Source organism: Paenibacillus sp. sgz302115, assembly GCF_056120445.1.
Window position 1 is genome coordinate 75,279 of sequence record NZ_JBVYOK010000013.1, and the last position, 26,749, is coordinate 102,027.

A 26,749-nucleotide genomic window follows, 5' to 3' on the forward strand; every position below is an offset into this window, starting at 1 on the left:
CTATCACTAAAAATTATGATAAACAAAAGATATCCCCGAGCCTCCTCTCCGTCAATTCGACAGATATTTACTTAATGTTCCATATTCAAACACTTACCCTTCTAATATAACCCATTAAAGCACAAGATTCTACTTTGCCACAATTTCACAGAACTTTGGATAAAAAAGCCTGCGTGCGTTCATGCGACGGATTCCCGAACAGTTGCTCCGGGCTGCCCTCCTCAACCACCACGCCTTGCTCCATGAACAGAACGCGGTCTCCCACCTCACGGGCGAAGCCCATCTCGTGCGTAACCACAACCATAGTCATGCCTTCGCGGGCCAGCTCTTTCATGACTGCCAGCACCTCGCCAACCATCTCGGGATCAAGCGCGGAGGTCGGCTCATCAAACAGCATGATCTTCGGCTCCATCGCCAGCGCCCGGGCAATCGCTACCCGCTGGGCCTGCCCTCCGGACAGCGAGGCCGGATACATCTCCGCCTTGTCCAGCAAGCCGACCTTCTGCAGCAGCTCCAGCGCCTTCTCCCGCGCTTTGTCCTCCGGCCACTTCCGCACCTGGACCGGGGCCAGCATGATGTTCTCGATCACTTTTTTGTGCGGAAACAGGTTGAACTGCTGAAATACCATGCCAAGCTCGGTACGGATATCATTAATCCTTGTGCTTTTGGCCATCAAGGAAGTGCCGTCAATGATAATGTCGCCCTCTTGCGGCTGCTCCAGCAGATTCAAGCAACGCAGAAAGGTCGATTTGCCTGAACCCGAAGGTCCGATCACCACCACAACCTCCCTGCTGCGAATATCAACGTTAATGTCGGTCAGCACCTTATGGGCTCCGAATGATTTATGCAGGTGTCTAACTGAGATAATTGGCTCCATATGAGGCTACACCTTCCGTTCGATATAATTCAGCAGCTTGCTGAGGGAATAGGTAAGAATGAAATAGATAAATGCAGCCGTCAAATACGGCTCCCAAATCCGCAAGTACTGCCCTTTCATCGTGTTGCTCCAGTACATAATCTCCGGTGCGGCAATCAGCGCCAGCAGTGAGGAGTCTTTTACCAGGACAATAAATTCATTCCCAAACGCAGGGATCATCCGCTTGACGGCCTGCGGCAGAATAATAAAACGCATTGCCTGAAATTTCGTCATTCCAAGTGATACTGCGGCTTCCCGCTGACCCAGATCAATCGACTGAATCCCGGCGCGGAAAATCTCGGCGGAGTAAGCGGCTGAGTTCAGCGACAGAGCTACAAATGAAGTCAAGAACACATTGGTAGTGCCGTAAAAGGCCGGAATCACCCCGAAGTGTACGATCAGGATTTGCACATAAAGCGGCGTCCCCCGAAAAAAATTGATATACGAATGAAACGGCCAGCGGAAATACGCCTTCGGAGCCATTTTACCAAAGCCGATGCCCAGCCCCAGTATGGAGCCGAAGATAATCGAGACAATAGATACGCCTATCGTAAACGCCGTTCCCTTTAGCAGCACCGGTAAATAATGAGCGATGATGTCAAATCTGAAATCCATAGAATTCTTCCCTTCTCTTCTGTCTATAAAAAAAGAAGCACGCGCAATAGCAATCATTACGCATGCTTAGTTGTTCGTCCGCTTATTTCGCGTTCAAGAGGGCCCCGGTATCCGGCTCTTCACCAAACCAGTTTTTGTAGATTTCAGCATATTTGCCGTTCTCAATAATTTTCTTGATCGCCGGGTCCAGCTTGGCTTTCCATTTACTGCCCTTAGGATACAGGATGCCGTAATATTCGGAACCAAAGTTCTCTTTGTCGATAATCCCGGTCAGCTTCTCTTTCGGATTGTTCTTGATATATTCGTTGATGATGGCGATATCGGCCACTACCGCATCCGCCCCGCCCTTGTTCAGCTCCAGCAGAGCTACTGCGTTGCTGTCAAAACGTTTCAGGTTGGCGTTATCAACACCCATAATCCCGCTCATCAATTCATCTGCCGTAGTCGCCGCCTGCACTGCAACCTTTTTGTCCTTCAGATCAAGCGCGCTCTTAATGTCGCTGCCTTCTTTAACCATAATCATATTGGTGGATTCAAAATAAGGGATGGAGAAATCATAGGTTTCCTTGCGTTCGTCCGTAATGGATACCGAGGATAATCCGGCTTGATATTCCGTACCTTGCTTGACACTTGTCAGCATCGTATCCCAGCCTGTGTTGGTCACAGTGTAATCAATCCCGGCTTCTTCCATGACCGCCTTGATGAAATCAATGTCAAAGCCCTTGATGGTGTCCGTATCCATGTACTCCATTGGCGCATAGCTCGCGTCACTGGCGAACTTAATGGTCTCACCGCTGGCATTTTTGTCAGAGCCACAGCCTGCCATTGCCAAGATTACAAATGACACCAAAGCTAACATATATAACTTTTTCCCGATCCCCATTTTCCCATCCCCCTACTTATTTGTAAAATAACTTAAAGAGATTTTATCAGATTAAAGTAGTGGTGACAATTAACTTTTCTCATTTGTGTAAAGTTATATTACATAATATCGCTGTATTGTAACATTTCCTGTTTTGTAATCGTAAAAAAAGGCACTGCCGGGAAAAACTCTTCCCTGACAGTGCCTTTTGGCTGTATTCCTGCATTAATTCCGATTCATTTATTATCCCTTAAAATGTCAGATCCCCGTCATAGGATGCAATCATCCGGTACAGCTCCGGCCGCCGGTCGCGGAAAATCCCCCACTCGATCCGCCCCACTTCAAGCGCGTCCAGATCAAATTCGCTGACCAGCACCGTCTGCTCATCCCGTCCGGCTTCGACAATCTTGTTGCCCTGCGGGCCGGCAATAAAGGAGGAGCCATAAAAGTTAATGCTGGAGTCCTCGTCGATTTCTTCGCCGATCCGGTTGGAGGCCACGACAGGAATAAGATTCGCCGCCGCGTGTCCAAGCATGCAGGTCTGCCAGTGGTCCTTGGAGTCAATCGAGCCGTCCTGCGGCTCCGAGCCGATGGCGGTCGGATAGAACAAAATCTCTGCACCCATCAGGCTCATTACGCGGGCAGCCTCAGGATACCATTGATCCCAGCAGACGCCGACGCCAATTTTGGCATAACGGGTGTTCCATACTTTAAAGCCGGTATCACCCGGGTTGAAGTAGAATTTCTCCTCATAGCCCGGACCGTCGGGAATATGGCTTTTGCGGTATTTGCCCAGCACCGTTCCATCGGCGTCAATCACGGCCAGCGAGTTGTAACGGGCGTAGTTCTTTTTCTCATAAAAGCTGATCGGCAGCACCACTTGCAGCTCTTTGGCTACCGCTTTGAAATGATTCACCGCTTTGTTGTGCTCAAGCTCGGTGGCATAAACGTAATAATCGGATTTCTCCTTCTGGCAGAAATACGGAGTCTCGAACAGCTCCTGCAGCAGAATAATCTGCGCGCCCTGGGCTGCAGCCTCTCTCACCAGCGCGTCGGCCTTGCGGATATTCTCATCAATGTCGCCGGTGCAGCTCATTTGCGTCGCGGCTACTTTTACTTTTCTCAAGATTCTGTCCTCCTTCAAGAATTAGCTGATTTCCCCCGCAGGCATCTGCTGGGTGGTGCAATGCACATTGCCGCCTTCGCCGATGACGGCCATCCCGTTCACCGTACGGATTCTGCGGTCCGGGAACAGCTCAGCAAGCTTCTGCTCGGCAAGCCGGTCCGTCTCTGCGGCCGTACCGCCGAACACCGGCAGAATAATGCCGCCGTTTACGAAATAGAAGTTCAAATAGCTCAGCGTCAGACGGCTGTCCTCCACATCCCTGCGCGGGGGCTGCTGAATCCGGACAATCTCCAGCTTCCGTCCTTTGGCATCCACGGCGTTCTCCAGAATCCGCAGATTCTCTAGGGTAATTCCGTAGTTCTCATCCTGCGGGTCGTCGCAGACCTGAATGATCACCTTGCCCGGTGCGGCGAAGCAGGCGATATTGTCCACATGGCCATCGGTTTCATCTCCGCTGAGGCCGCGCTTCAGCCAAATGATAGCTTCTGTACCTGTATATTTACGCACGTATTCTTCAATTTCTTCCCGGCCCAGCTCCGGATTGCGGTTCTTGTTCAGCAGGCATTCCTCTGTGGTCAGGAGCGTGCCTTGCCCATCGGTATGAATTGAGCCGCCCTCCATGACAAGGGGGGCATCGAAGCGTTTGATCTGCACCTGCTCCAGAATCTGCGGAGCCACCTCATCGTCGAGATCCCACGGCGAATATTTGCCGCCCCAGGCATTGAACTTCCAGTTCACACCCGCAAGCGCCCCACCCTTACCCTTAACAAAGGTAGGACCGTTATCGCGCAGCCAGGCATCATTATGCCGGATTGGCAGCAGCGTAACATTATCCCCGAGAGCGAGTGCCTGCACTTGCTCCAGTTCGTCGGGATTCACCACCACGCTTACAGGCTCAAACTCGGCAATAGCCCGGATAATCTCGGCATAACCTGCGCTTACAGCTTCATAATTCTCCGGGAAAACCATGGAAGCCTGGACCGGCCAGGAAATAAAAGTACGCTCATGCGCATCCCACTCCGCCGGCATTGTATAGTTCAAATCTTTAGGATACATTCGTTAGCTACCTCTGCTCGTATATTTTGGAGCTCGCACAACCCTCCAAGCTCCTTACCCATCATACAATAATATAGTGATGTGCTCAATTGCCGCACGCTGAAAATCCCCCTGGGAAAATCCAGGGGGATCGGGGCAGGATTGTATTTTACAGCTTAATTTGTTTCACTACGTTCCCTGCAAAATCCTTAATGATAAACTCCCCGTTATCGAGGATTCCGTAGGAATTAGGGTTATTCTCTTTCGGCAGCGAGATCGAGCCGGGATTCAGCACGGTAATGCCGTCTTTGACTTCAGCCACCGGAAGATGCGTATGTCCCTGGATAAAGACATCCCCCGGCGCGAGCGGTGGCAGATTGTCGATGCTGAAGCCATGCCCGTGAGTGGCATAAATCTTCCGGCCTTCATGAAGAATCAGCACATAATCGCCCATCATTGGAAACTGCAGCAGCATCTGGTCTACCTCGGCATCACAATTTCCGCGCACTGCCACCAGTGATTTGCCATAGGCATTCAGCCTGTCGGCGACTCCCTGCGGGTTGTAACCGTCAGGCAGCGGATTTCTGGGCCCGTGGTACAAAAAATCTCCCAGCAAAACAAGCGTATGCGGCTGCTCCTCCTCCGCTTTAATCAAAACCTGCTCCAGCCAATGCAGTGATCCGTGAATATCAGAAATGAACATTAGTTTCATGTCGCATTCTCCTTTTCTCTTGATATAAGCTGAACTATAGATTTAACAAATCGGCTTTGACCGTGACTGCGGTGAATGTTTGGACTTCCGGCCGCTGTTATGTTTGGATTTCCTGATTTTGTTCCGCTGTCTGCGGTAGAAATTCAAACATAGCCTATGCTTACGATGCGAGCTTTCCTGCGGAAAGCTTTCAGGCGGACGCATTCGCTCCTCCAGTTCCAAACTTCCCCTCCGCCACTTCAGCCTTTTGGTAGTACTTTAGTTCAACTGATATTCGTCAGCTTGTCCTATGTATCTATTTATCTTAACTCGCCTGAGGCTGGAAACGCAAAGTGGACGCCCCGGGGGGCGTCCGTGCTATGCGCTTATATCGGCATGACTTACGGCAGATTCGATGAGCCCATCAGGAAGCGGTCCACCTCACGGGCTGCCTGCCGGCCTTCGTTGATCGCCCATACTACAAGGCTCTGTCCGCGCCGCATATCTCCAGCGGCGAATACGCCTTCGACATTGGTAGCCTGTGCTCCGAATTCTGCCTTGGCGTTAGAGCGCTCGTCACGCTCTACTCCAAGCTGGTTCAGCACCGTTTCTTCCGGTCCGGTGAAGCCCAGAGCCAGCAGCACAAGCTGTGCCTTGATCACTTCTTCACTGCCCGGAACTTCAACCGGAATCATCCGGCCCTGCTCATTTCGGGTCCACTCAATGCGCACAGTGTGCAGCTCCTGCACATGTCCGCCATCGTCCCCGACAAAGCGCTTCGTATTCACAAGGTAACGGCGCGGATCTTCCTTATATAACGCTGCCGCTTCCTGCTGGCCGTAATCGACCTTCAGCACCTTCGGCCATTCCGGCCAAGGGTTGCCCGCCTGGCGGGTAAGCGGGGACTGCGGCATAATCTCCAATTGGATTACGCTGCGGCAGCCGTGGCGGATGGAGGTTGCCACACAGTCGGTGCCTGTGTCCCCGCCGCCGATTACGACGACATCCTTGCCGGCCGCAGAGAGGTATTCCCCGTCCGCGAGGCCGGAATCCAGCAGGCTCTTCGTATTCAGCGTCAGGAACTCCATCGCCTGGTGAATGCCCCGTAGCTCGCGCCCTTCAATCGCAAGATCGCGCGCCTGCGTAGAGCCGCCGCAGAGCACTACTGCATCATGGTCATCCTTCAGTTGCGACGCAGTAATATCCGTGCCGATCTCGGTCCGGGTAACAAAGGTGACCCCTTCCGCCGCCAGCAGATCCACACGGCGCTGCACAGTCTTTTTGTCCAGCTTCATGTTCGGAATTCCATAAGTCAGCAGACCGCCGATCCGGTCGGCCCGTTCATAGACAGTTACACTGTGTCCGGCTTTGTTAAGCTGGGCGGCACAGGCAAGTCCCGCAGGACCGGAGCCGACTACGGCAACCTTCTTGCCCGTACGGCTCAGCGGCGGCTCGGGAACAATCCAGCCCTCGGCAAATCCTCTGTCTACAATAGCCTTCTCAATGGACTTGATTGTTACCGGCTTGCCGTTCATTCCCACCGTACAAGAGCCTTCGCAAGGCGCAGGGCAGACCCGTCCGGTAAACTCCGGAAAATTATTAGTTTTGTGGAGCCGCTTCAGAGCAACCTCCCAGTTGCCGCGGTATACCATATCGTTCCATTCAGGAATCAGATTGTGCAACGGACAGCCCGAGGCCATCCCGGAGAGCAGACGTCCTACGTGGCAGAACGGCGTTCCGCAATCCATGCAGCGCGCCCCTTGCTCCCGCAGCTTCTCCTCATCCATTGGCTGTGAAAATTCATTCCAGTTCTTGATCCGTTCTAGCGGCTCACATTCTGCAGGAGTCTGCCGCTGATACTCCAGAAATCCTGTTGCTTTACCCATACCTGTCATCCTCCGAGTCTCTCTGATTGGCCGCCGAAAAAGATCAAGGGCGGCATTCTTGCCCCATTCGGCTCCAAAAAGACAGTTACTCTCTGTCACCGACTGATTATTTGTCACTGTAAAGCAGCAAAGCAAAAGGCTATAAAGAGGCGGATTTCCGCCTGAAATGATTTTATATTATCATCTATACTCTATAGCCTAAATGAGTAATGTCACATTTTTTAAATAAAATTTCGGAGATGGGCAGAGCCGGTCGGAAGCATTATTTCGCCTTATTTCTTTTCCTTAGAGAACTCGCCTTCCCCAAGCAGGAAGCTGAAGCTTTCTTTGATGCTCCCGTAGTAGATGAACAGGAAGACTGCCAAAGCAACTAACGCAAGCAAGATAACTACACCATAAGCAGTATTGTTATCATTGAACACAGACCAAGCAATAACTGGAACTGGGCTTAGCACACATAAGCATACGCCCATCACCAGAGACAGGTTGTACGTAGAGGCATATGCGCCGCTGCGCTGCCGGATCTCGGTCCGCAACTCATACGGCAGGTCGAAGCCTTTGCGCAAATATTTATATTTCTCCAGCATCGTGCCGCTGAAAATGAACATTCCAACCGCTAAAGCCACCAGTATAAGCAATATGACCACACCAAGGATTGAAGCAGTATCTTCAATAATGATTCCTCTGAGAAAACCGAACTCTGCCAGAGAGCTCAGCAAAATCAGCAATGCGGCGCCGCCAATGCAAAGCGTCACACCAAGCCCCACCAAGAAGCCTGATTTCTTTTTGGCAGCCATATAGCCCCAGGTATCCTCGGGAGCAAGCAGGGGAAGTGGAGGATACGGCGGAAGCGGGCTTTCTGCGCCCTCCACCTGAATATCCAGCTCAGCAATCAATTCATCAATATTGCCGAACTCGGAGATCACGATGCCTATGGCTTCATTTTCAGTTTTGCCCTCCTGCTTCAGTTCATAATATTTCTCTTCCATGCTCGCCAGCAGATCCTGCTTAAGTCCCTGCATTTGTGCAGTCTTAGGCAGAGCGGCAAACATATTGTTTAAATACCCGATGATTGTATCCATCTTATCACAGCTCCTTGATAAATTTGTTTACAACTTCTTGTGTAATAAGCCACTCCGCACATTTCTCATGATAGTAGGCCAGCCCCTCCAGAGTAATACGGTAGTATGTACGGCGTTTCCCCTGAGTCTCATCTTTATAAAAAGAGCAGATATACCCATTCTTCTCCAGCCGGGCGAACGCGGAGTAAAGGGTGGTCTCTTTCATAATATATTTCTCATCCGACAGCCTTCTGATATTCTTCGAGATTTCGTAGCCGTAGGACTCGCCGTTCAGGAGCATATATAGAATAAAAGTATCGTTGTATCCGCGAATCACATCACTGCTGATCAATAATATCCCTCCTTACTTCATCTGTCGTACTACTTCTGTCGTAGTAATTTGTATTGTAGCATGATTACTACGATAGTTGTAGTATTTTTTTAGAAAAAAGTGCCTTTTTTTGCGAGAAATATAAGGATACAGCTGCCATAGCCGTTTGAAAAAATGGATGGATCGCTTCAATGGTGTTGCAACGAAGTATTGTGCGGCAGGTTCGGACTCTAACTGTTTACTTTTCTCATTATTGCAGCTTTTCAACTTCAGCTTATCCGGTTGATTTTTGGCGCAGACGGCAGCATGATAATATGGATGGAAAATCTATGAAATGACAAGCCACAGAGAAAGAGAGGTAGACTGCAATGAATTCTATTTTGCTGGTGGAGGATGATTTGAGCCTGATTGACGGACTGGAGTTTTCCCTGCAAAAAAGCGGGTTTCATGTCGATATCGCCAGAACCGTAAAAGAAACTCTTCCGATCATAGAGCGGCAATGCCACGATCTGCTCCTGCTGGATCTGACCCTGCCTGACGGCAGCGGTTTTGATATATGCAAAAAAGTGCGGCAGTCCTCCGCCGTGCCCATCATCTTCCTGACCGCATCCGACGAGGAGGTCAACGTGGTCATGGGCCTGGATATCGGCGGTGACGATTACATTGCCAAGCCGTTTAAGCTGAACGAGCTGATCTCACGGATCAACGCTCTGCTGCGCCGGTCCGGCCTAAGCCATACACAGCAGACGGTGCTGCAATCCAACGGCGTGACGGTCAGGCTGCTGGAAACCCGCGTGTTCAAGGATGACCGCGAAATCGAGCTGACTCCTGCGGAATACCGGCTGCTGTGCCTGCTGATGCAGCATCCGAATGCGGTGCTGCCCAGAGAAATGCTGCTGGACAAGCTATGGGACAATAACGGCAGCTTTATCGACGACAACACATTGTCCGTCTATGTGCGGCGGCTGCGCAGCAAAACCGAAGACGACCCGGAGAACCCGCAGTTTCTCCTTACCGCACGCGGTCTGGGCTACAAATGGAATGTGACGAAATGAGGGAGCAATTGATGGGGATCATGGCCCACAAAAATATAAAGCTGCTGTTTGCTGCCATCGCGGCCCTCCTGCTCGGCGCGCTGCTTGCCGGGCAAATGACCGTAAAGCTTATGGCCGACGATTACAAGCAGCGCATGCTCGCCCACGATTACGAATTGGCCGGCTATTTGACCGGGAGCGGCCTCCCGCCGCACCGCATCGCCGCCCTATTCACCGCCTCCAAAACCGGGGAACAGGCCGCAGCCGGGCAGCGGCTGCTGAATAGCGCCGCCTATAACCGCGACACTCCAATCAGCCTGCTACCAGAAGTAGCCGGCTTTCAGCAGAAGTACTCGCTGCTGCTACTCGCCCTGTCCGTCTGTTTCGGGCTGGCGCTGCTTACCGTCCTGCTGATGTTCATTCTGCGGCAGAACGCCATGCTGAAACGGGCCAATGCCGCGCTCATCGGCTTTATGGAAGGCGATGTCAAGCTGCGGCTGGACGATCAGGCCGAAGGGAGCTTCTCCCGGCTGTTTACATCCATCAATATGCTGGCCACCTCCCTGACCGCCCATATCAGCAGGGAAAGACAGAACAAGGAGTTTCTGCGCGACATCATTTCCGACATCTCACATCAGCTCAAAACCCCGCTGGCCGCGCTGCTGATGTATGTCGAGATCATTCAGGATGAACGAACCGGAAACGATGTCGTAGACAAGTTTACTTCAAAAAGCCGGCGCGAACTGCTGCGCATAGAGCATTTGATCCAGAGCCTGCTGAAGCTGGCCAGACTCGACGCGGGCGCGATCGCACTAGAGCAGGTTGAACAGCCGCTGCGGGCGGTGCTGGAAGCGGCAATGCAGGGCTTCCGCACCCGCGCGGAGCTGGAAGGCAAGACGGTGGTTCTCACCTGCCGTGAGGACATCCGGCTGAACTGCGACAAGGAATGGCTGCTCGAGGCGGTCAGCAATATTGTCAAAAATGCACTGGATCATACGGAAACCGGGGACAAGCTGGAAATCACCTGCGATGAGACCCCGCTATTTACCGGAATCACGATCACCGACAACGGAATGGGCATTCATCCCGAGGATATTCATTCCGTCTTCAAGCGCTTTTACCGGAGCCGATTCTCCAAAGACAAGCAAGGCGCCGGCATCGGGCTGACGTTGTCCAGGTCGATTGTGGAAAAACACGGAGGGACCATTACCGTAGAAAGCAAGCTCAGCAAAGGAACGGTTTTTCGCATCGTTTTCCCCAAGCTTACAATTCTGTAAGCCGCCGTTCACCGGGGTGTAAGGCAGCCATGCTATCATCTCATTAAATCAAGCGAATGAGGTGTTTATGTTGGATATACTGGTAACCGAACGGTTATGCAAAACCTACGGCAAAGCCGAGACCAGGGTCGATGCCCTGAAGGAAACTTCCTTTACGGTAGCCAAAGGAGAATTTGTTTCGATTGTCGGGCCGTCCGGCTCAGGCAAAAGCACACTGCTGAACCTGCTCGGCGCGTTGGATGTACCGACATCCGGCAAGGTGCTTCTGGATGGCCGCGACATTTATGCGATGAATGAAAATGAATTGTCGGTGTTTCGCAGACGCAACATCGGATTTATTTTTCAGGCCTACAATCTGGTACCGGAATTGAACGTGGAGGAAAATATAGCTCTGCCGCTGCTGCTCGATTATCAGAAGCCGGATAAACGGCATATCGGTGAGCTGCTTGATATTCTCGGGCTGGCGGAGCGCAGGCATCATCTGCCGAACCAGCTGTCCGGCGGCCAGCAGCAGCGGGTGGCTATCGGGCGGGCGCTGGCCACAAAGCCGGCGCTCATCCTGGCTGATGAGCCGACGGGCAACCTTGACAGCAAGAACAGCAGTGAAGTCATGAATCTGCTGCGGCTGTCCGTTGCCAAATATCGCCAGACCTTGATTATGATCACCCATAATTCCAATTACGCCACCTTTGCCGACCGTGTGCTCGATGTAGAGGATGGGGTCGTAACCGAGCTTGGAGGCGAACGATGATCGGCCATTACCTGGGCCTGGCCCCCAGGTATCTTGCCGCCCACCGGAAGAAGACCCGCCTAACCATCACCAGTGTGGCCATTGCTGTTGCACTCGTGACTGGTATTTTCTCCATGCTGGAGGTATTCCTTCAATTTTCCAAAACCCAGATCATCCATGATAGAGGCAACTACCACATTGCGATTATTCAGCCTTCCGAACAAGAAATCAATATGCTGTCCAGCCGTAAGGATGTCAACAACGCCGGAAGATGGCTGGACTTCGGACAAGTGAAGGCGAACGAAATAAACGGCTCGGCAGGTGCGATAGACACCTCTTTTGCCAAAAATATGAACATCACTCTGGTTGAAGGCCGCTACCCGGCCAGGGACAACGAAATCATAATTGAACAGTGGGCAGCAGACAAGCTGTACCTGAATACCAAGCTGAACGGGACGGTCAACATCGCTTTTTCCGACAGGATCGTGCGGAAATTCACCGTAAGCGGAATATACAAAGATTTCGGCAACATGAAGGCGAGCGGCAATCCGGGCATCTTTATGTCTATGGCGGGAGCGGATAAGCTGAAAAAAAGCCTTCCTACTATTGAGATGTACATGATCGAATTCAAAAACCGGGTCAATATTGCTGCTGCAGAAAAAAACATCACCGAGACACTCGGAATCGACAAAGGCAGAATCGGCCGCAACAACCGTCTCCTGGCCGCGATCGGTCAGAGCAAAGGCGGGGCGGCAACACAGCTTTACGTGACCGGCGGTATTTTATTCTGCATCGTCCTGATCGCCGGAGTCATGATGATCTACAATGCGTTCAACATCTCGGTGATGGAGCGGATACGACAGTTCGGCCTTCTGAGATGTATCGGCGCTTCTCCAGCCCAGATCAGAAAGCTGGTCAGACGGGAAGGGCTGGCCATCACCGTCAGGGCCATTCCCATCGGAGTGCTCACCGGAATGCTGCTCACTTTGGGCTGCTCGGCCCTCCTGAAATATTACAATGCCCGTCTGTTCGCCGATATTCCGTTGTTCACATTCAGCGTTATTGGTATCGCCACTGGTACCGCTGTCGGGTTCCTGACCGTGTTCTCAGCCATTCTGCTGCCCGCCCGCAAAGCCGCCCGCGTCGCTCCAGTCCGTGCTGTAACGGGCAGCAACGACCTGAAAATTTCCACCCGCAGAAAAAGAGGCTGGTTGACCAAACTGTTCAAGGCGGAGATCGCAATGGGCATTGGCAATGTTGCCGCCAAAAAGAAAACCTTTATCCTGATGGTCTGCTCCATCACGGTCAGCATCGTTATGTTCATGGGATTCCAGGTCTTTGTTGATTTACTCCATTCTCAACTGTCAACGACCAAGCCGTACACATCCGACATTTCGCTGGTTGCCAAGCAGGGCGATCTGGACGGCGCGCTGTACGGCAAGCTGCAACAGCTGGAAGGCATAAAAAAAGTATACGGAAGAATGTTAGATGATGTTGCCGCCAGTTTTGACGCCTCAAAGCTGAGTGAAGCCTATAAGAAGGAAATGGGCGGGATCGATGTTACAGCGGATGGACGTTTTGTTCCGCCTGAGAAGTCCTGGCTGATTTCCTACGATCAGGCGCAGCTGGATTGGGCCAAGGAGGAATTGCTGGAAGGCGAACTGTCGGAGGAACAGCTTAACGCCCGGAACGGAATCATTGCGGTATCTCTTCATTACAGGAATGGACGCAGTGCAAATACGGCGGATTCGACTAGCTTAAAGCTCGGCGACAAAGTAACCATTGAGACTAAGGCTGGCTTAAAGGAAATGACCGTGCTGGGAATTGTGCGCTCACTCCCTTTCAACAACAAGGAAAAAACATTGACCAGTTTCATTACGACCGAAAAGCTGTTCCGCGAGCTGACCGGAAAATCGGCCTACCAGGTGATTGATATCCAGTTGAAGAAGTCTGGCCAGGAGCAGTCTGTGAATGAAATCAAAGCGGTGCTGGACAGCGGCACTACTTTTCATGACTATCGCCAGCGAAACGCTGAGCTGAATCAGACCTTTTTTACGATGGCCGTGTTTATTTACGGATTTGTAGCAGTCATCGGCTTGATTAGCGTGCTGAACATCATCAACACCATGAACACCAGCATCGCCGCCAAAACCAAATATTTGGGCGTTATGCGGGCGGTAGGCATGTCCGGCGCCCAGCTTAGCCGGATGGCACTGGCCGAAGCCGCCGCCTACAGCCTGACCGGCGGGATCGCCGGCTGCCTGCTCGGCACCGCCTTGCAAAAGGCACTGATTGAAAGCCAGCTCTCCTGGTTCCAGATTATCTGGGAGATTCCTTACCTGCAGATCGGCCTCATCCTCCTACTCGTCCTGGCAGCAGCGGCAGTTTCCGTCATCACCCCGTTGAAACGGGTGAAAAAACAGGGCATCGCCGAGGTGATCGGCTCGCTTTAAGGAAATGATAACCTGATTCGACTTGGGTTATTAGGTCAGGATCCTTTTTGCTGGAAATGTGAATGGTAAAAACCCAATAAATTTTAACCTTTCAGACTCCCATTCTGCATTTCAGCCTAATGCACAAAGTCATATAAATTATGAGTTGGCGTGTTATACTTTGGTCATAAATCAACAATCTAATTTAACATAGCCATTATTAAAAAAAGACCGTCCTGCAGGCAGAAGGCTCTACCCGCAAGACAGTCCAATTATTGACTTACCCTCATCTTTTCTGCGTTAGTCCGGCTAAGCTTGGATCGCCAGTACCACCATGCCGATGCCCTGAACCGTCAGCCGTCCATCTGCTTCCATTAACGCCAGCTCTTCACCCAGCAGCGGCTCCCATGCTCCGAGCGCAGGCAGCTTAAGCGTTGATCCAGACGGATTAGAGTTGTATACCACGTACAGATGCTCGGCTGAATCGCCTCCGGCATGGCCGCGCAGGGTATATGCGAGCGCGCCGGCCGGAGCCTTCTCGAAGATCAGGTTCGCACGGATTTCCTCCGCGCTGTGCATACGGAAGGCCGGATGCTCCCGGCGGAGGGCGATCAGTCTTTTCATATAAGCTACATCATCCGCATGCCCGGCACAGCGCTCCCAATCGAGCCAATTGATCTCAGTCTTTGATTTGAAGCTGTTGTCCACACCGTTCTTAGTACGCATAAACTCTTGTCCTGCATGAAGGAAAGGAATTCCCTGGCTCGTCAGCACCATCGCCGAAGCCAAGCGGTGCATCGCTCTGCGCTGTTTGTCGCTTTGTCCCGGGGAGGACAGGACGATTTTATCCCATAAGGTATGGTTATCATGGCATTCCACATAGTTCACGCACTGCTGCGGCTCATCGGCGAATTGGCCGCTGGTCTGTCCGAACACCACTCCCCCGGTAATGCCTGTCTTGACCCACGGCTCCAGACCTGATCCTCCGCCGACAAACCCCGGCTCCTCAAAGCGGAAAATATTGCCCTTCACCGCATCGCGGAAGCCGTCGTTGAACTGCCCGATCCCCGGCAGCACATCTGCGTTACTCTGATTGGCAAGCCTTTCCGGGGCAAGCTCCGTCTCCATAATCCAGCCCTCACCGATGGTTATAATTGAGGAGTCAAGCTCATCCAGACGGCGGCGGATTTCCGCCATCGTATCTACATCCATAAGCCCCATTAAGTCGAAGCGGAAGCCGTCGAGATGATATTCCTTGGCCCAGTAAAGCACCGAATCCACAATGAAGCGGGACATCATCAGACGCTCGGTGGCAGCGTCATTGCCGCAGCCGGAGCCGTTGGACAGGCTGCCGTCCCGCTTATAGCGGAGGTAATAGCCGGGAACCAGCTTGGTGAAATTAACGCGGTAACCGTCATACACATGATTGTAGACAACATCCATGATCACACGCAGGCCGCGGTCATGCAGCGCTTGAATCATTGTCTTCAGCTCTGTAATGCGTACTCCCGGGATGAATGGATCAGTAGCATAAGAACCCTCCGGCGCATTGTAATTCTTCGGATCGTAACCCCAGTTATACTGGGGCTGGTCCAGCCTGGTCTCATCCACGCTCTCGGTCGCATAGTCGTAAACTGGCATCAGTTGAACATGCGTGACTCCAAGATCGGCAATATGATCGAGCCCGGTCAGAATCCCCCCCGGACCGCGCGTGCCTTCTTCGGCCAGGCCGAGGAACTGGCCTTTGTGAGCAATTCCGCTGGCTGGATGAATGGACAAATCACGCAGATGAAGCTCATAGATAACTGCATCCACAGGATTGCCGAAAGGCGGCTTATCCCCGGTCCACCGCTCGGGATCGGTCTTGCGCAGATCAATAATTGCGGCTCTGTCCCCATTCACTCCAACAGCCCGCGCATAAGGATCAGCCGCCTCATTCCACTGATCCTCAATTCGCACACGGTACGTGTAGAGTTTTCCTTCCAAATCACCCGGAATCGTCAGTCTCCAGGTCCCCCGGACGTCACGAGCCATCGGCAAGCGGCGTCCTTCAGCCTGCTGCCACGAATCATAGAGCACAACCTCCGCCTCCAGAGCGGTCGGCGCCCATAGACAAAATGCAGAAGAAACAGGTGTATAAATAATGCCCAGATCATCGCCGTCATAGCTGAACAGCTCGTCAAAATCCTGCTCGAATACAGAGATGCCATTTGTAGCCGCAGGATCGCCATAATAAATGGCTTCTTCCATTTCCCTTTGTACGGACAACGCAATCGGTCTCCTTTACCCTTTAATAATTGGATATTATAACTTTATTTCCGGATTTGTGCAAACGTTTGAATTGGATTAGACTGATGATATTCTAGGCACTTCAGCTATATTCAGCGCTACCATCGTGATAATATCCTGATTGGGCTGATAAGGGATACGGCGTTCTTTCCCGGGTGTAAAGCCGCCGGTCTTATGGCGTATCCCATTGTCTTGAACAATAAGCACCGGTCCGGTACCTTTATCCGTCTCATCATAACCGATGCCCAGCACCCAATGATAATCATAGGCATATCTCTCCCGCCACCGGAAGCTGAACCATTTGTCGAATTTGACTGCTACGGGACGTGCCGCATCAATTTCGGCCTTATACCTCTCCATCCCGTTAAAAGCGGATACCCGAACCGGCTTATGCCTGCGTTCTTCATACGGAAGAGCTGCCTTGAGGTAAGCCTCCACTCCCCGGGTAAAGCTGCGTACACTCATGCCCCAAGGAGCTCCGCCATGATGGCTGTATATATAATTAATATGCGCTGCCTTGGAGTCAAAATGACCTGTGCCCGGGATGAACCCACGGCCGTTATGCGTATGCCAATATTCCATTAATGCGGCCATAGTAGCCGGTCCGCAGGCGGAGCCTGGAGAGGATACTCCCGGTTCCCACTGCGTGTACGGCTCCACCTTCAACTGATGCTTAGACTGTATCGTTCTCATGAGGGTTCTAACCAAGCCTCCTCCAGCGTGATCCGGCGCTGCTCCAGACTCTCCGGTGTCCTGTGATCACAGTATACGACAAGTGACGGAGGGAAAGAAAATGAACAAGCCTTTTCCAGCAAAAAAATTAAAATGAAAATATTGACTTATATAGGAAGGATCATCTATAGTTTAAATAAATATTTTATTCGTAACCTGTTACGACGGAAGCACCCGTAATAAAGGCTTATTTGCCTTTACTGCGGGTGCTTTTTTTGTTGTCTTCAGCGCTGCGGATAACAGAAGGAGGAGAATAATGAATATACTTAAGACCGCTGCGCTGACACTGCTGTCGCTGCTGCTCATGCTGCCGCTGTCAGCCGTTCCTGCAAGAGCTTCCGGGACGGAGCTGACCCCTTCTATTCAGGCCGCTTTTGAGCTGACCGCCGCAGTCGCGGATTCTTCCGCAAGAGCAAACCTGAAGAGCCAATACAGTGATCTAGCGGCCTTGTCAGCGCAATACGACAGCAGAGAAGAGCAGCTTCGCAAGCTTCATGACAGCAACGCACAGTCACTCCTTGTGGTGAAGGAACAGATCAAGACCATTGATCAGGCCACTGTGACCAAGCTTACCGCTGTCGTTGCCAGCACCAAGAACCGCTATCAGCCGCTTTTTGATCAATACAGTGCGCTTAATAACCGTATTTCCCTGCTTAAAGGAATGAAGGACAAGACACTGAATTCCGTACTGCGGACCCAGGCAGATGCAATGAAAATTCTCGTCCAGCTCGCACGGCAGGATATCCGCGACAAAGAGGCGCAGCTTAAGGCCGCCAAGGAGACCCGGACTAAGAAGATGGCTGCAGTACGCAAGACATTGGCCGGGATTGAAAGTCCGCAGGCGGCAATCAAATCCCAGAAAAGTGTTGCCTCGGCCCTGAACAAGCGATTGTCTGCAGATTGGAGCGGCTTCAAAACCGCCATCCGCAAGAAGAATCCTGTCCTGGCCGGACCGTCCTTGTCTGCACTTGTCTCCGGCCACCGGCAAATTGCGGCCAGCAAGCAAAAGCTCATTGAGCTTGAACAAAAGGTTGCCGGGATCATCGCTGCCTCCGCTAAGCAAATCGCCGCCTGATTCCACTAGCGGCTGTGTCTTCCTCCTGCCGGCTGGCATATGGTAGGTAAAGAGCAGACCAAGCGGACGGAGGAGGCTTGTACCATGCATATCTGTATTGTTGCGCCGGAGAAGTTCCCGGTGCCGGGAGACGGCTCAGTAGAAATCTGCATTTGGGCGATTGCCCGAAAGCTGGCCCGCCAGCATAAGGTCACTGTATTGAGCAGAAAGTCACCCGGACTGCCTGAATCCGCAGAATTAGAGCAGGTACGCATCATCCGTCTGTCTTCAGGCAGTCCTGCGCGTTATCTCGCCTCCGTTCTGGGCTTTCTGGAAGAAGAGCGCTTCGATGTGATTCAGGTGGATAACCGCCCGCTGCTGATGGCCGCCCTAAAGCGGCGGCATCCGCACACGCCGGTGCTCCTGTTCCTCCACTCCCTGACCTTTGTCCCGGCGGACTCCAGAATCGCCCGCAGCTTGACCAAAGCCGATCTTATTGCCGCCAACAGCCGCTCTTTGCAGCAGCGGCTCTCCCGGCGCTTCTCCGGCCTAAGCAAGCGCATTCGCGTTGTGCCGCTGGGTGCCGACCTGACCCGCTTCTCCCCTCTGGAGACTTCAGAGAAGCTGCATATCCGTAACTTGTGCCAGCTTCCTCCTGTGTTCACCGTACTTTTCGTCGGCAGGGTGATTCCCCGCAAGGGGGTCCCTGTGCTGATTAGAGCTGTGCGCCTGTTGAACACAAAATTACCGGCCCAGCTGGTAATTGCAGGCGAAGGCAAACCGCCGTATATCCGGCGGCTTAAGCTATTGGCACGCCTGCTGGGGGTTTCCGTGTATTTTACGGGAAACATTGCCCACGAAGAGATTCACCGCCTGTATCAGGCTGCCGACTGCTTCGTCTGCCCGTCCCAAAGACATGAATCCTTTGGGCTGGTGAACGTGGAGGCGATGGCCTCTGGTCTGCCGGTCATAGCCTCTAATATTGGCGGCATCCGGGAGATCATTGTATCCGGCCACAACGGATATTTGGTGGATCGCTATCGCGAGGCGGCACCCTTCGCCAGACGTCTGCTGCAGCTTGGCCGCGAACCGCAGCGCGCAGCCGGGATCGGACTGCAGGGGCGCAGCGATGCGCTGCAGACCTTCGGGTGGGAGCATACGGCGGCGGCGCTGGAGGAGCTGTACCGTTCTCTTTTGCCGCAATCGCAATAGCAGGTGGTTGTTCCTCCTTCAGCCGCCTCCCTGCTATGCGACAATCTGTAACAAGGAATTTGTGATTCTTATCGCTGGATACAGCCTCAGTTAAGCTTATACTCGAAATGTAAGCGTTGCCATAAAGGCAACCCCCTACAACACATAATTCGCTGTAGAAAGGGTGCATCATTATGTTAATGATCAAAGCTATAGTCAGACCCGAGAAAGCGGATGAAGTCATGGCTGAATTGCTCCTCGCCGGCTTCCCCTCCATCAGCAAAATGGATCTGCTCGGCCGCGGGAAGCAAAGAGGGATTCAGGTGGGAACCAATCATTACAACCAAATTTCCAAGAAGCTGCTGATGATTGTCATCAATGATGATGAGAAGGACGATGTAATCAGCATTATTATGAGAACAGCAAGAACCGGTGAGCAGGGGTCGTTCGGAGACGGTAAAATATTCGTGCTGCCTGTACAGGAAGCCCACACAATCAGCAACGGCAAAAATCAATTATAAGCTCGCACTGCAAATAATAATAAAGAGGCAGCAAGTTGCCTGCCCGGATACAGGATTCCTGTCCAGCGGTGCAGCTTGCTGCCTCTTCATGTTCTAATCAATCTTCAAAACATCTGAATAACGGTAAGCACAAGCCCCACGACAAAGCCGCATACCGCACCGTTGACCCGAATCCACTGCAGATCCTTGCCCACCTTCTCCTCCAGCATCTTCACGAGACTGGCATCATCCATCTGATCCAGATTCTCCTTAACCAGAAGTCCCAGCCGGTAGTGGTTAGCCTCTACGAAGGCGATTAGGGACGCGCGAATCCGCTCCTCCCAGCCCTGAATCCATTGCTGCTCCTTGGCGACACGGCGGGCCAGCTTGGCATATAACCCAAACAGCTTGCGTCCGCCAGCAGCTTGCTCCTCTTCCAGCAGACTAGCGGCCTTGCCGCGCAAATGCTCAAGCTGCTCCTGCAGAAATGCTGTGACGGCCTCGCCCTGAAGCTCGTTCAGCGCCCACTCTTTAATCTTTGCAATCCGCGCCTCATCATTTACCAGTTGGAAGATGGCGACGCGGATTTCCCGGATAATCTCATCGCGGTACGGGCTGTCCTCTTCGCGGAAATCGCGGATGCCGGACTGCAGCATGCCCTGCAGCATTTCCCCCAGCATATCGGCATCCACAAATCCGACAAAAGCTTGAAAAGCCATACCCTTAAGTCCACCGAGCTTCACCTCGGCCAGCTTCTCGCTGGCGATCTTGCCGAGCATGGCCCGTGTGGCGGGACGGGCGGCCCAGCCGGAGATCCCTTCGAGCGCATAATCCAGAGCGGCGAGATCCTTGCCGTCGTTCATGAGTCTGGTGGTTATTTTATCAGCGGTAACCCCTAGCTCAGCTTCGCGGATATAATCGGCCACAGCCGTCTGAAGATACGGAACAGCCTGTTCTACCGGAAGCTTCCGTACGAAGCCGCTAAGCTGCTCCAGCAGCTCGGCCCGCGCTTTTTTTCTGGCGAACAGCCGGGTCAGCATCTTGCCGCCCAGTGATACAATGCGGACTTTGCGCAGCTTGTTCTCGATACTCGCCTTGTTCAGCAGCTCATTTTCCATCGCGGAAATCAATGACTGAATAATTTTATCCCGGTTCTTCAGCAGCAGAGAGGTATGAGGAATCGGCAGACCGAGCGGGTGGCGGAACAGCGCAGTAACCGCGAACCAGTCGGCAATCCCCCCTACAAGCCCGGCCTCAAAGCCGCCCCTAAGCAGCACAACCGCCAAATTTTCCGGCAAAAACAGTGTAATCAGAAAACCGCAGGCCATCACAGCCAGCGAGATTGTGGCTAAATTCCTGGATTTCATTCGTTGTTCCCCCTTGCTTAATAACGTGAGACCATAATCCAATATAATCAGTACTTCAAGCCTACCTCTCATTGTACCACGACTGAACTCCTTTCTGAAAATCGCCCGCAGCCTTTGTCACGCCGGGGCAAAAGTCCCTTTCATGAAAATGGATTTTTAACTTTCAGAGATAAAATGATAAAATACAGACAACTCTAGTACAGGAAAAGGAGAACAACAACATGCTGATTGCACTGGATATGGACGGAACACTGCTGAATGAGGAAGGCATCATTAGCCCGGAGAACCGCGAGGCCATCGTGCACGCCCAAAGCCTAGGTCACATTGTGATGATCGCTACCGGACGCTCGTATATGGACGCTGAACGGCAGCTGCGGCTCGCGGATCTGGAATGCCCGGTGGTCAGTCTGAACGGCGCGGCTGTTATACTGCCGGACCGTACACTGGCGGGAAGCACACCGCTGGACAAGGAGGACATTATTCCCGCCATGCGCTGGATGAATGAAATTCCTGAATTGTATTATGAAGTATACACACAGGATACCGTGTATGTTGAGCTAGACAAGCGGGTGTACCTGGAGAAGCTCGCGACGCTTAAGGATGAGGAGGTCCCGGAAGATCTGCGCTGGCTGCTGAAGGCAATAGTGGGCAAACAGTTCCGGCAGGCTGCGGTAACCTATGTGGAGAAGATGGAGGAGGTCTGGAGCAAGGAGGAGAACGTGATCTATAAAACGTTGGCTTTTTCTCTGAACCTTGATCTGCTGAAGGAAGCCTCTACGCGATTTGCAGCGATTCCCGGGCTGATCATTACCGCTTCACATGAGAATAATATTGAAATTAACCATAAGGATGCCAATAAAGGCGCTGGTGTCGGTATGCTGGCGGCGTATTACGGTATTCCTGCTGATCAAGTGGCGGTCATGGGCGACAGCTACAATGATCTGCCGATGTTCGAGATGGCCGGCTATAGAATTGCCATGGAGAATGCCGCACCGATTCTCAAGGAAACGGCCGACTTTGTTACGCGGAGCAATGCGGAGAATGGTGTGGCTGTGGGGATAAGACATCTTTTGGAGAGGAAATAGTTCAAACAGTTCAGCGGCGTCCGGCGCGGCTGCGGCCGATGTAATAGATCCCGCCTAAATTTACTGCCAGGAAAACAAGAACAGCTACTTTTTCATCCATTGTCAGGGCATCAAGTATGGGAATAAACACGTGATTCCTCCAAATCTCTTTACGATGGGTAACCTGCCGCAATCAGCAGATATTTATTTTTATACAAATTAATGCTTTGTGTAATATTTTAGAACAAACTGTCAAAAAAATGAATATGCAATATATCGCGCGCAGCTTGTTTTATTTAAGTTTGAAAGTTTTTACGATTTTGGGGACATCGTCATTCACCATACTTGAGAGTATGCGAATGGGTCTGCCGTATTTTTTATAATCGTAGTCATACCCCGTTTTATCGAGAAACTCTTCAGGAAGCTCTTCAGGAACCGTATAGGCAAAAATCCGCCCATTGCGCGCAGCCAGCCGGGTGATGGGAGATTCATCATACCCCTGATCACGCCACTGCTTCAGAGTCATGTGGTACACAAGAAAAGTGAGTGCTGATTCGTACACCTTGCCTTTATACTTAAAAAGGAAAAAGACGCCGTATTCCGCATCGCTCAGCCGTGTTCTTCTTTTGATGACAGTGTAGCATTTCCACCTGCGGGGCAGCCTGATGCTGAACCCGTACTTCGGATCGCTGTACAAAAAAGATTTCTGCGGACCCGCAAGCGGGACAGAACGGTTCATTTTTGCTGCCGGTTTCCTGTTCCTGACGATATTGCCCATCACGATCGCTCATTTCCAAATATTGGATTTCTGATCACAAGGATAATAGTTAGACTATTCAATGAACCCAGGGTGTGACACCACATCTTATTTGAAAAAGTGCAGACCTGCCGCAAGCTTCGGGATGCATACATAAACGAAGGTGAATAGAATGAACAAGCTTTTATTTCATAACATACCGCTGGGCGCTACCGGCGAGCGGATTCCGCAGGCGAAAATCGCCTCCGCCCGGACAAGCCGGGAGACGGTGAAGCCGGGGGATAGCGATGCTGCTTACTTCCGCAGGCTGGAGGAGGGCGGAATTCTGCTCAACCTCCCGCAGATCGCTGCCGTGCGGCATCATCAGGGGCCGCTGCTGACGCTGGCCGGGGCAGGCTCAGGCAAAACCTCGGTGCTGATTTGCCGTGCCGGGTACTTGATGTCAGTGCGGGGGATCTCCCCGAGCCAACTGCTGCTGCTGACCTTCTCCAATAAAGCGGCTGCGGAAATGCGCGAACGGATTGCCCTGCTGCCGGGAGTCAGCGAGAGTGATGCCGCCCGCCTGCAGACCCGCACGTTCCACTCTTTTTGCCTCTATTTCCTGCGCCGCCAGGGAGTCCAGCAGGAGATCTTCAATGAAACGCGCCGCCAGCATATTCTGCTGAAGCAGATCATGCGTGAGCTGGGGCTGCCGAAGGATGCCTATCCGCCGGAAACACTGCTCGCCCTGCTCTCCTCCTGCAAGATGAACCTGAGCGAGCCGGATGCTCTCCCGGAAACGTCAACAGCCGAGAAGGAGATGAAAGCTGTACTGCTGCTCTACGAGCAGTGGAAGACCGACAATTTCAAAATCGACTTCGACGATGTGCTGCTGATCGCCTACCGGATGCTGCGGGAGAAGCCGGCGCTGCTGCAGGAGCTGCAGATGAGATTTCTGTACGTGATGGTCGATGAGTTCCAGGATACCAATGCGCTGCAGTATGAGCTTGTCAAAATGATTGCCTATCCGCAGCATAATCTGATGGTCGTCGGCGATGATGACCAGACGATCTATTCCTTCAACGGAGCACGCAGCGAGTTCATTCTTGAGTTCGAGAAGCTGTATCCGAATGCCAAGGTGATTACGCTCGATATCAATTACCGCTCCGGCCCCGCGATTGTCGGCCTCGGCAACGGAATTATCCGGCACAATTCGCGCCGGAGATCCAAAACGCTGCAAGCCGCCAAAGGCAGCGGCAGCCAGCCCCGCTATCTGCGCCCGCAGACGGCGGACGAGGAGGCCGAGCAAATCGTGGACCATATTGTGAGCGAGGTCGGGAGCGGAGCAAGGGAATACAGCGATTTCGCCTTGCTGTACCGCGCTTCAAGCAGCAACCGGGCTCTGCTGGAGCTGCTGCTCCTGCGGGATATTCCCTACGTTGATTACGGTGAAGGCCAGCTGCTCTATGAGCATTGGCTGATCTCTCCGGTGCTGGACCATCTGCGGCTGTCGGTCAACCGGCGCAATTTCGCCGCGATGGAGAATATCCTGCCAACCCTCTATTTGAACCGGGAAAAGGGGATGAACCACATCCGCCGGCTGGAAGCCATTCAGCCGAAGCAGGGACCGCTGATTCATCTTTTGTCGCTGCCGGGCATGGAGGATTTCAAGGCCGTTAAGCTGCGGGAACGGCTGGAACTGATCCGTGGTCTCATTCAGTTAACCCCCGTCCAGGCCATCCGGCAGATCCGTACAGTCTTCTATGACTACTTCATTGAAGCCAACGAACGGCATCAGGCCACTCTGCACAGGGAGATGCTGAAAGAAATGCTCGATGAGCTTGAAGCCTCTGCCGAACGGTTCGACAGTGTCCCTGTGTTTCTTGAGTTCATTGATAATGTTGCCGAACGCAATGAGCAGAGCCGCCAGCCCGGGATTAAGGAGCAGGGCAACCGGATTGCGCTGATGACTATCCACAAGTCGAAGGGGCTGGAATTCCCGGTGGTCTTCCTGATCGGCGCATCGGAGGGCATTCTTCCCCACAGCTCCGCCCTGGAGGGCGACCGGCTGAAGGACCGGAAGACAGCCAAGACACCTGGCAGCGGAAGCAGCACGGTAATCGTAGGCAACGCAGCCGGTCACGCCGCGCTTGAAGAGGAGCGGCGACTGGCCTATGTGGCCGTGACCAGAGCCCGCGAGGAGCTGTTCATCAGCTCGCCCGCAAAACACCGGGGTAAGAAAGCGGAGGTCTCCCGCTTCATGCTGTCCGCCTTCCGCTCTGCTGTCTCCGCTTCTCCGGCCCCGGCCTCAGCCGCCATAAGCCGAACACCGGCGGCAAGATTCCAATCCTCCGGCGCAGCGGCAGGAGGAAGGACACACACCGTTCCCGTCTGGAATTGCACCGGCAGCAGCTGTCCGGGCTGGACGCGGATGAAGGCTGGCGGCTTGGAGGATCATTTGTCCTCCAAGCCCTGCCCGCTCTGCAGCTCCCCTATGGAAAAAAGCAGCCGTGTAGTTCCGGTGTAACAGGAGCTATATGGCTGCCGGTTGGAGTATTGAGAAAGGGATCGACTGCTCGGGGACCAGCAGCCTGCGGCGGCTCCAGCAACGGCATTTCTGCCGTTGTTTCACGCCCGGCAGCCCGCGGCGGAACCAACAACGGCATTTCTGCCGTTGTTTCACGCCCAGCAGCCCGCGGCGGGACCAACAACGGCATTTCTGCCGTTGTTTCACGCCCGGCAGCTCGCGGCGGGACCAGCAACGGCATTTCTGCTGTTGTTTCACGTCCAGCAGCCCGCAGCGGGACCAGCAACGGCATTTCTGCTGTTGTTTCACGTCCAGCAGCCCGCAGCGGCTCCAGCAACGGCATTTCTGCCGTTGTTTCATGCTCAGCAGCCCGCAGCGGCTACAGCAACGGCATTTCTGCCGTTGTTTCACGCCCAGTAGCCCGCGGCGGCTTCAACAACAAAAAAAGTGACCGCCAGCTATCACAGCAGCGGTCACTTTTATTAAGCACATTTATGCATTCGGAGTCACTAATAGCCACCTGGGCTGACCCAGGAGTCCAAGCAGCGCAGGGGAATCTCAGGTCCAGGCCCACAGAAAGCCGTCGCGGTCCCAGGCTATTCTTCCCGCGTGCAGCTTGCGGAAAGCCTTCTTTACATCCTTGGACAAAGAGGCATTTCCGTTCTCATTCACAAATACAAATTGCTCGCCGAAATTGGCCTTCACGTATTCAATCGCAGCGGTCTGGTACAGGGTTCCCGTAAAGCGGATTTCCTTGACCATCCACTCCGCTACCTCTTGTGCAGTTGCTTCCATCCGGGTACTGCTCCTTCCAGCAAAATCTTCTAAAATGCTTTCCCATTATAACATGAATATAACCCGATTCGGGAAACAACCGAATCGGGTTATAAGTCGAGCAGGTCCGGGCTATTACCGCTCCTTAACCTTGGTATGTATTAAAATGGTCTGTCTGGCGTGGCTTCTGTGCTGCAGTTACCATAAGCAGAACGCCGGTGATCAGATGCAGGACCCAGCCCAAAAATGGAATCCATGCGAGCACCGAGGTTATGATTCCGAGCACTGAGCCGTAGAACGGTTCCCTATTCTTCGATGATAACACCAGCGTTATGATGTGAAGAATGAAGGTTAACCCGAGTACAGTGTACCCGCTTCCGATTACAATCGCAGCACCAAGAAGCGGAATTGCCAAAATAATTTCAAACGAACCCGTAATCCATTTCAAAGCTCTCGAACTACTCACAAACAAGCCCTCCTATACGTTAATGTACTAAAAATTATACAAAATCATCCTGT

At 52.7% G+C, this 26,749-nt stretch carries 25 protein-coding genes; 10 read left to right on the forward strand and 15 right to left on the reverse strand.

Annotated features, from left to right (window positions below; all coding sequences use genetic code 11):
• Positions 1 to 145: 145 nt before the first annotated feature.
• The 9 genes from AC0LWN_RS21845 to AC0LWN_RS21885 all read right to left on the reverse strand — a co-directional run bounded on the left by AC0LWN_RS21845 (position 146) and on the right by AC0LWN_RS21885 (position 8,544).
• Positions 146 to 868: an amino acid ABC transporter ATP-binding protein gene (locus AC0LWN_RS21845; RefSeq protein WP_474669241.1), complete on the reverse strand. Its 723-nt coding sequence runs from the start codon at positions 866 to 868 to the stop codon at positions 146 to 148.
• 15 nt (positions 869 to 883) lie between these two features.
• A complete protein-coding gene (locus AC0LWN_RS21850) occupies positions 884 to 1,531 on the reverse strand; it encodes an amino acid ABC transporter permease (RefSeq protein ID WP_474669028.1) in 648 nt (215 codons plus the stop codon).
• 82 nt (positions 1,532 to 1,613) lie between these two features.
• Positions 1,614 to 2,414 carry a transporter substrate-binding domain-containing protein gene (locus AC0LWN_RS21855; RefSeq protein ID WP_474669030.1) on the reverse strand — a complete coding sequence of 267 codons (801 nt, stop codon included), beginning with the start codon at positions 2,412 to 2,414 and terminating at the stop codon, positions 1,614 to 1,616.
• 229 nt (positions 2,415 to 2,643) lie between these two features.
• Positions 2,644 to 3,519, reverse strand: a complete 876-nt coding sequence (gene aguB, locus AC0LWN_RS21860; protein ID WP_474669032.1) for an N-carbamoylputrescine amidase — start codon at positions 3,517 to 3,519, stop codon at positions 2,644 to 2,646.
• A gap of 21 nt (positions 3,520 to 3,540) precedes the next feature.
• A complete protein-coding gene (locus AC0LWN_RS21865) occupies positions 3,541 to 4,575 on the reverse strand; it encodes an agmatine deiminase family protein (RefSeq protein ID WP_474669034.1) in 1,035 nt (344 codons plus the stop codon).
• A gap of 148 nt (positions 4,576 to 4,723) precedes the next feature.
• A complete protein-coding gene (gene yfcE / locus AC0LWN_RS21870) occupies positions 4,724 to 5,266 on the reverse strand; it encodes a phosphodiesterase (protein WP_474669036.1) in 543 nt (180 codons plus the stop codon).
• Between the two features lie 380 nt (positions 5,267 to 5,646).
• Complete coding sequence (locus AC0LWN_RS21875) at positions 5,647 to 7,131, reverse strand: glutamate synthase subunit beta (protein ID WP_474669038.1); 1,485 nt, start codon at positions 7,129 to 7,131, stop codon at positions 5,647 to 5,649.
• A gap of 272 nt (positions 7,132 to 7,403) precedes the next feature.
• Positions 7,404 to 8,213, reverse strand: coding sequence for a permease prefix domain 1-containing protein (locus tag AC0LWN_RS21880; protein WP_474669041.1), 810 nt, complete (start codon positions 8,211 to 8,213; stop codon positions 7,404 to 7,406).
• Between the two features lie 4 nt (positions 8,214 to 8,217).
• Entirely contained in the window at positions 8,218 to 8,544 is a 327-nt protein-coding gene (locus AC0LWN_RS21885) for a PadR family transcriptional regulator (protein ID WP_474669043.1), read from the reverse strand.
• 347 nt (positions 8,545 to 8,891) lie between these two features.
• On the opposite strand from AC0LWN_RS21885, the gene AC0LWN_RS21890 reads away from it, so the two are divergent.
• The 4 genes from AC0LWN_RS21890 (at position 8,892) to AC0LWN_RS21905 (ending at position 14,017) form a co-directional block, all read left to right on the forward strand.
• Positions 8,892 to 9,578 (forward strand): response regulator transcription factor, encoded by a 687-nt coding sequence (locus AC0LWN_RS21890; protein ID WP_474669045.1) that lies wholly within the window; start codon positions 8,892 to 8,894, stop codon positions 9,576 to 9,578.
• On the forward strand, positions 9,575 to 10,834 hold the full coding sequence (locus AC0LWN_RS21895; RefSeq protein ID WP_474669047.1) for a sensor histidine kinase: 1,260 nt from the start codon (positions 9,575 to 9,577) through the stop codon (positions 10,832 to 10,834). Before AC0LWN_RS21890 ends, AC0LWN_RS21895 begins: the two co-directional genes overlap by 4 nt.
• 70 nt (positions 10,835 to 10,904) lie before the next feature.
• Entirely contained in the window at positions 10,905 to 11,585 is a 681-nt protein-coding gene (locus AC0LWN_RS21900; RefSeq protein ID WP_474669243.1) for an ABC transporter ATP-binding protein, read from the forward strand.
• Complete coding sequence (locus AC0LWN_RS21905; protein ID WP_474669050.1) at positions 11,582 to 14,017, forward strand: ABC transporter permease; 2,436 nt, start codon at positions 11,582 to 11,584, stop codon at positions 14,015 to 14,017. The genes AC0LWN_RS21900 and AC0LWN_RS21905 overlap by 4 nt, the downstream gene beginning before the upstream one ends.
• 288 nt (positions 14,018 to 14,305) lie before the next feature.
• Here the strand turns inward: AC0LWN_RS21905 and pulA are convergent, their stop codons facing one another.
• Together pulA and AC0LWN_RS21915 are read right to left on the reverse strand one after the other, a co-directional pair.
• Positions 14,306 to 16,264 carry a type I pullulanase gene (gene pulA / locus AC0LWN_RS21910; RefSeq protein ID WP_474669053.1) on the reverse strand — a complete coding sequence of 653 codons (1,959 nt, stop codon included), beginning with the start codon at positions 16,262 to 16,264 and terminating at the stop codon, positions 14,306 to 14,308.
• Between the two features lie 78 nt (positions 16,265 to 16,342).
• Complete coding sequence (locus tag AC0LWN_RS21915; RefSeq protein ID WP_474669055.1) at positions 16,343 to 16,978, reverse strand: C39 family peptidase; 636 nt, start codon at positions 16,976 to 16,978, stop codon at positions 16,343 to 16,345.
• A gap of 295 nt (positions 16,979 to 17,273) precedes the next feature.
• On the opposite strand from AC0LWN_RS21915, the gene AC0LWN_RS21920 reads away from it, so the two are divergent.
• The 3 genes from AC0LWN_RS21920 (at position 17,274) to AC0LWN_RS21930 (ending at position 19,783) form a co-directional block, all read left to right on the forward strand.
• Positions 17,274 to 18,092 carry a hypothetical protein gene (locus tag AC0LWN_RS21920; protein WP_474669057.1) on the forward strand — a complete coding sequence of 273 codons (819 nt, stop codon included), beginning with the start codon at positions 17,274 to 17,276 and terminating at the stop codon, positions 18,090 to 18,092.
• An 84-nt stretch (positions 18,093 to 18,176) separates the two neighbouring features.
• Positions 18,177 to 19,283, forward strand: coding sequence for a glycosyltransferase family 4 protein (locus AC0LWN_RS21925; protein ID WP_474669059.1), 1,107 nt, complete (start codon positions 18,177 to 18,179; stop codon positions 19,281 to 19,283).
• Positions 19,284 to 19,456: 173 nt separating this feature from the next.
• Positions 19,457 to 19,783: a P-II family nitrogen regulator gene (locus AC0LWN_RS21930; RefSeq protein WP_458965525.1), complete on the forward strand. Its 327-nt coding sequence runs from the start codon at positions 19,457 to 19,459 to the stop codon at positions 19,781 to 19,783.
• A gap of 104 nt (positions 19,784 to 19,887) precedes the next feature.
• On the opposite strand, the gene AC0LWN_RS21935 is transcribed toward AC0LWN_RS21930, so the two are convergent.
• Positions 19,888 to 21,129 (reverse strand): DUF445 domain-containing protein, encoded by a 1,242-nt coding sequence (locus AC0LWN_RS21935; protein ID WP_474669061.1) that lies wholly within the window; start codon positions 21,127 to 21,129, stop codon positions 19,888 to 19,890.
• Between the two features lie 221 nt (positions 21,130 to 21,350).
• Between AC0LWN_RS21935 and AC0LWN_RS21940 the strand changes: the two genes are divergently transcribed.
• On the forward strand, positions 21,351 to 22,214 hold the full coding sequence (locus tag AC0LWN_RS21940; RefSeq protein ID WP_474669064.1) for a Cof-type HAD-IIB family hydrolase: 864 nt from the start codon (positions 21,351 to 21,353) through the stop codon (positions 22,212 to 22,214).
• 271 nt (positions 22,215 to 22,485) lie between these two features.
• On the opposite strand, the gene AC0LWN_RS21945 is transcribed toward AC0LWN_RS21940, so the two are convergent.
• A complete protein-coding gene (locus AC0LWN_RS21945; RefSeq protein WP_474669066.1) occupies positions 22,486 to 22,932 on the reverse strand; it encodes a hypothetical protein in 447 nt (148 codons plus the stop codon).
• 190 nt (positions 22,933 to 23,122) lie between these two features.
• Between AC0LWN_RS21945 and AC0LWN_RS21950 the strand changes: the two genes are divergently transcribed.
• Both AC0LWN_RS21950 and AC0LWN_RS21955 read left to right on the forward strand, forming a co-directional pair.
• Positions 23,123 to 25,456: a UvrD-helicase domain-containing protein gene (locus AC0LWN_RS21950; RefSeq protein WP_474669069.1), complete on the forward strand. Its 2,334-nt coding sequence runs from the start codon at positions 23,123 to 23,125 to the stop codon at positions 25,454 to 25,456.
• A 96-nt stretch (positions 25,457 to 25,552) separates the two neighbouring features.
• Entirely contained in the window at positions 25,553 to 25,876 is a 324-nt protein-coding gene (locus AC0LWN_RS21955) for a hypothetical protein (RefSeq protein ID WP_474669071.1), read from the forward strand.
• Between the two features lie 138 nt (positions 25,877 to 26,014).
• On the opposite strand, the gene AC0LWN_RS21960 is transcribed toward AC0LWN_RS21955, so the two are convergent.
• Positions 26,015 to 26,251, reverse strand: coding sequence for a DUF6953 family protein (locus tag AC0LWN_RS21960; RefSeq protein WP_019914084.1), 237 nt, complete (start codon positions 26,249 to 26,251; stop codon positions 26,015 to 26,017).
• Positions 26,252 to 26,375: 124 nt separating this feature from the next.
• Positions 26,376 to 26,696: a hypothetical protein gene (locus AC0LWN_RS21965; RefSeq protein WP_458965520.1), complete on the reverse strand. Its 321-nt coding sequence runs from the start codon at positions 26,694 to 26,696 to the stop codon at positions 26,376 to 26,378.
• Positions 26,697 to 26,749 lie beyond the last annotated feature (53 nt).

What these genes read in the sequence shown, in the direction of transcription:
- AC0LWN_RS21935 (WP_474669061.1), bottom strand. Translation starts at nt 21,129, where the DNA reads ATGAAATCCAGGAATTTAGCCACAATCTCGCTGGCTGTGATGGCCTGC.
- AC0LWN_RS21940 (WP_474669064.1), top strand. Translation starts at nt 21,351, where the DNA reads ATGCTGATTGCACTGGATATGGACGGAACACTGCTGAATGAGGAAGGC.
- AC0LWN_RS21855 (WP_474669030.1), bottom strand. Translation starts at nt 2,414, where the DNA reads ATGGGGATCGGGAAAAAGTTATATATGTTAGCTTTGGTGTCATTTGTA.
- AC0LWN_RS21925 (WP_474669059.1), top strand. Translation starts at nt 18,177, where the DNA reads ATGCATATCTGTATTGTTGCGCCGGAGAAGTTCCCGGTGCCGGGAGAC.
- AC0LWN_RS21920 (WP_474669057.1), top strand. Translation starts at nt 17,274, where the DNA reads ATGAATATACTTAAGACCGCTGCGCTGACACTGCTGTCGCTGCTGCTC.
- AC0LWN_RS21915 (WP_474669055.1), bottom strand. Translation starts at nt 16,978, where the DNA reads ATGAGAACGATACAGTCTAAGCATCAGTTGAAGGTGGAGCCGTACACG.
- AC0LWN_RS21930 (WP_458965525.1), top strand. Translation starts at nt 19,457, where the DNA reads ATGTTAATGATCAAAGCTATAGTCAGACCCGAGAAAGCGGATGAAGTC.
- AC0LWN_RS21905 (WP_474669050.1), top strand. Translation starts at nt 11,582, where the DNA reads ATGATCGGCCATTACCTGGGCCTGGCCCCCAGGTATCTTGCCGCCCAC.
- AC0LWN_RS21880 (WP_474669041.1), bottom strand. Translation starts at nt 8,213, where the DNA reads ATGGATACAATCATCGGGTATTTAAACAATATGTTTGCCGCTCTGCCT.
- AC0LWN_RS21875 (WP_474669038.1), bottom strand. Translation starts at nt 7,131, where the DNA reads ATGGGTAAAGCAACAGGATTTCTGGAGTATCAGCGGCAGACTCCTGCA.
- AC0LWN_RS21945 (WP_474669066.1), bottom strand. Translation starts at nt 22,932, where the DNA reads ATGAACCGTTCTGTCCCGCTTGCGGGTCCGCAGAAATCTTTTTTGTAC.
- AC0LWN_RS21865 (WP_474669034.1), bottom strand. Translation starts at nt 4,575, where the DNA reads ATGTATCCTAAAGATTTGAACTATACAATGCCGGCGGAGTGGGATGCG.
- AC0LWN_RS21890 (WP_474669045.1), top strand. Translation starts at nt 8,892, where the DNA reads ATGAATTCTATTTTGCTGGTGGAGGATGATTTGAGCCTGATTGACGGA.
- AC0LWN_RS21950 (WP_474669069.1), top strand. Translation starts at nt 23,123, where the DNA reads ATGAACAAGCTTTTATTTCATAACATACCGCTGGGCGCTACCGGCGAG.
- AC0LWN_RS21895 (WP_474669047.1), top strand. Translation starts at nt 9,575, where the DNA reads ATGAGGGAGCAATTGATGGGGATCATGGCCCACAAAAATATAAAGCTG.
- yfcE (WP_474669036.1), bottom strand. Translation starts at nt 5,266, where the DNA reads ATGAAACTAATGTTCATTTCTGATATTCACGGATCACTGCATTGGCTG.
- AC0LWN_RS21850 (WP_474669028.1), bottom strand. Translation starts at nt 1,531, where the DNA reads ATGGATTTCAGATTTGACATCATCGCTCATTATTTACCGGTGCTGCTA.
- AC0LWN_RS21960 (WP_019914084.1), bottom strand. Translation starts at nt 26,251, where the DNA reads ATGGAAGCAACTGCACAAGAGGTAGCGGAGTGGATGGTCAAGGAAATC.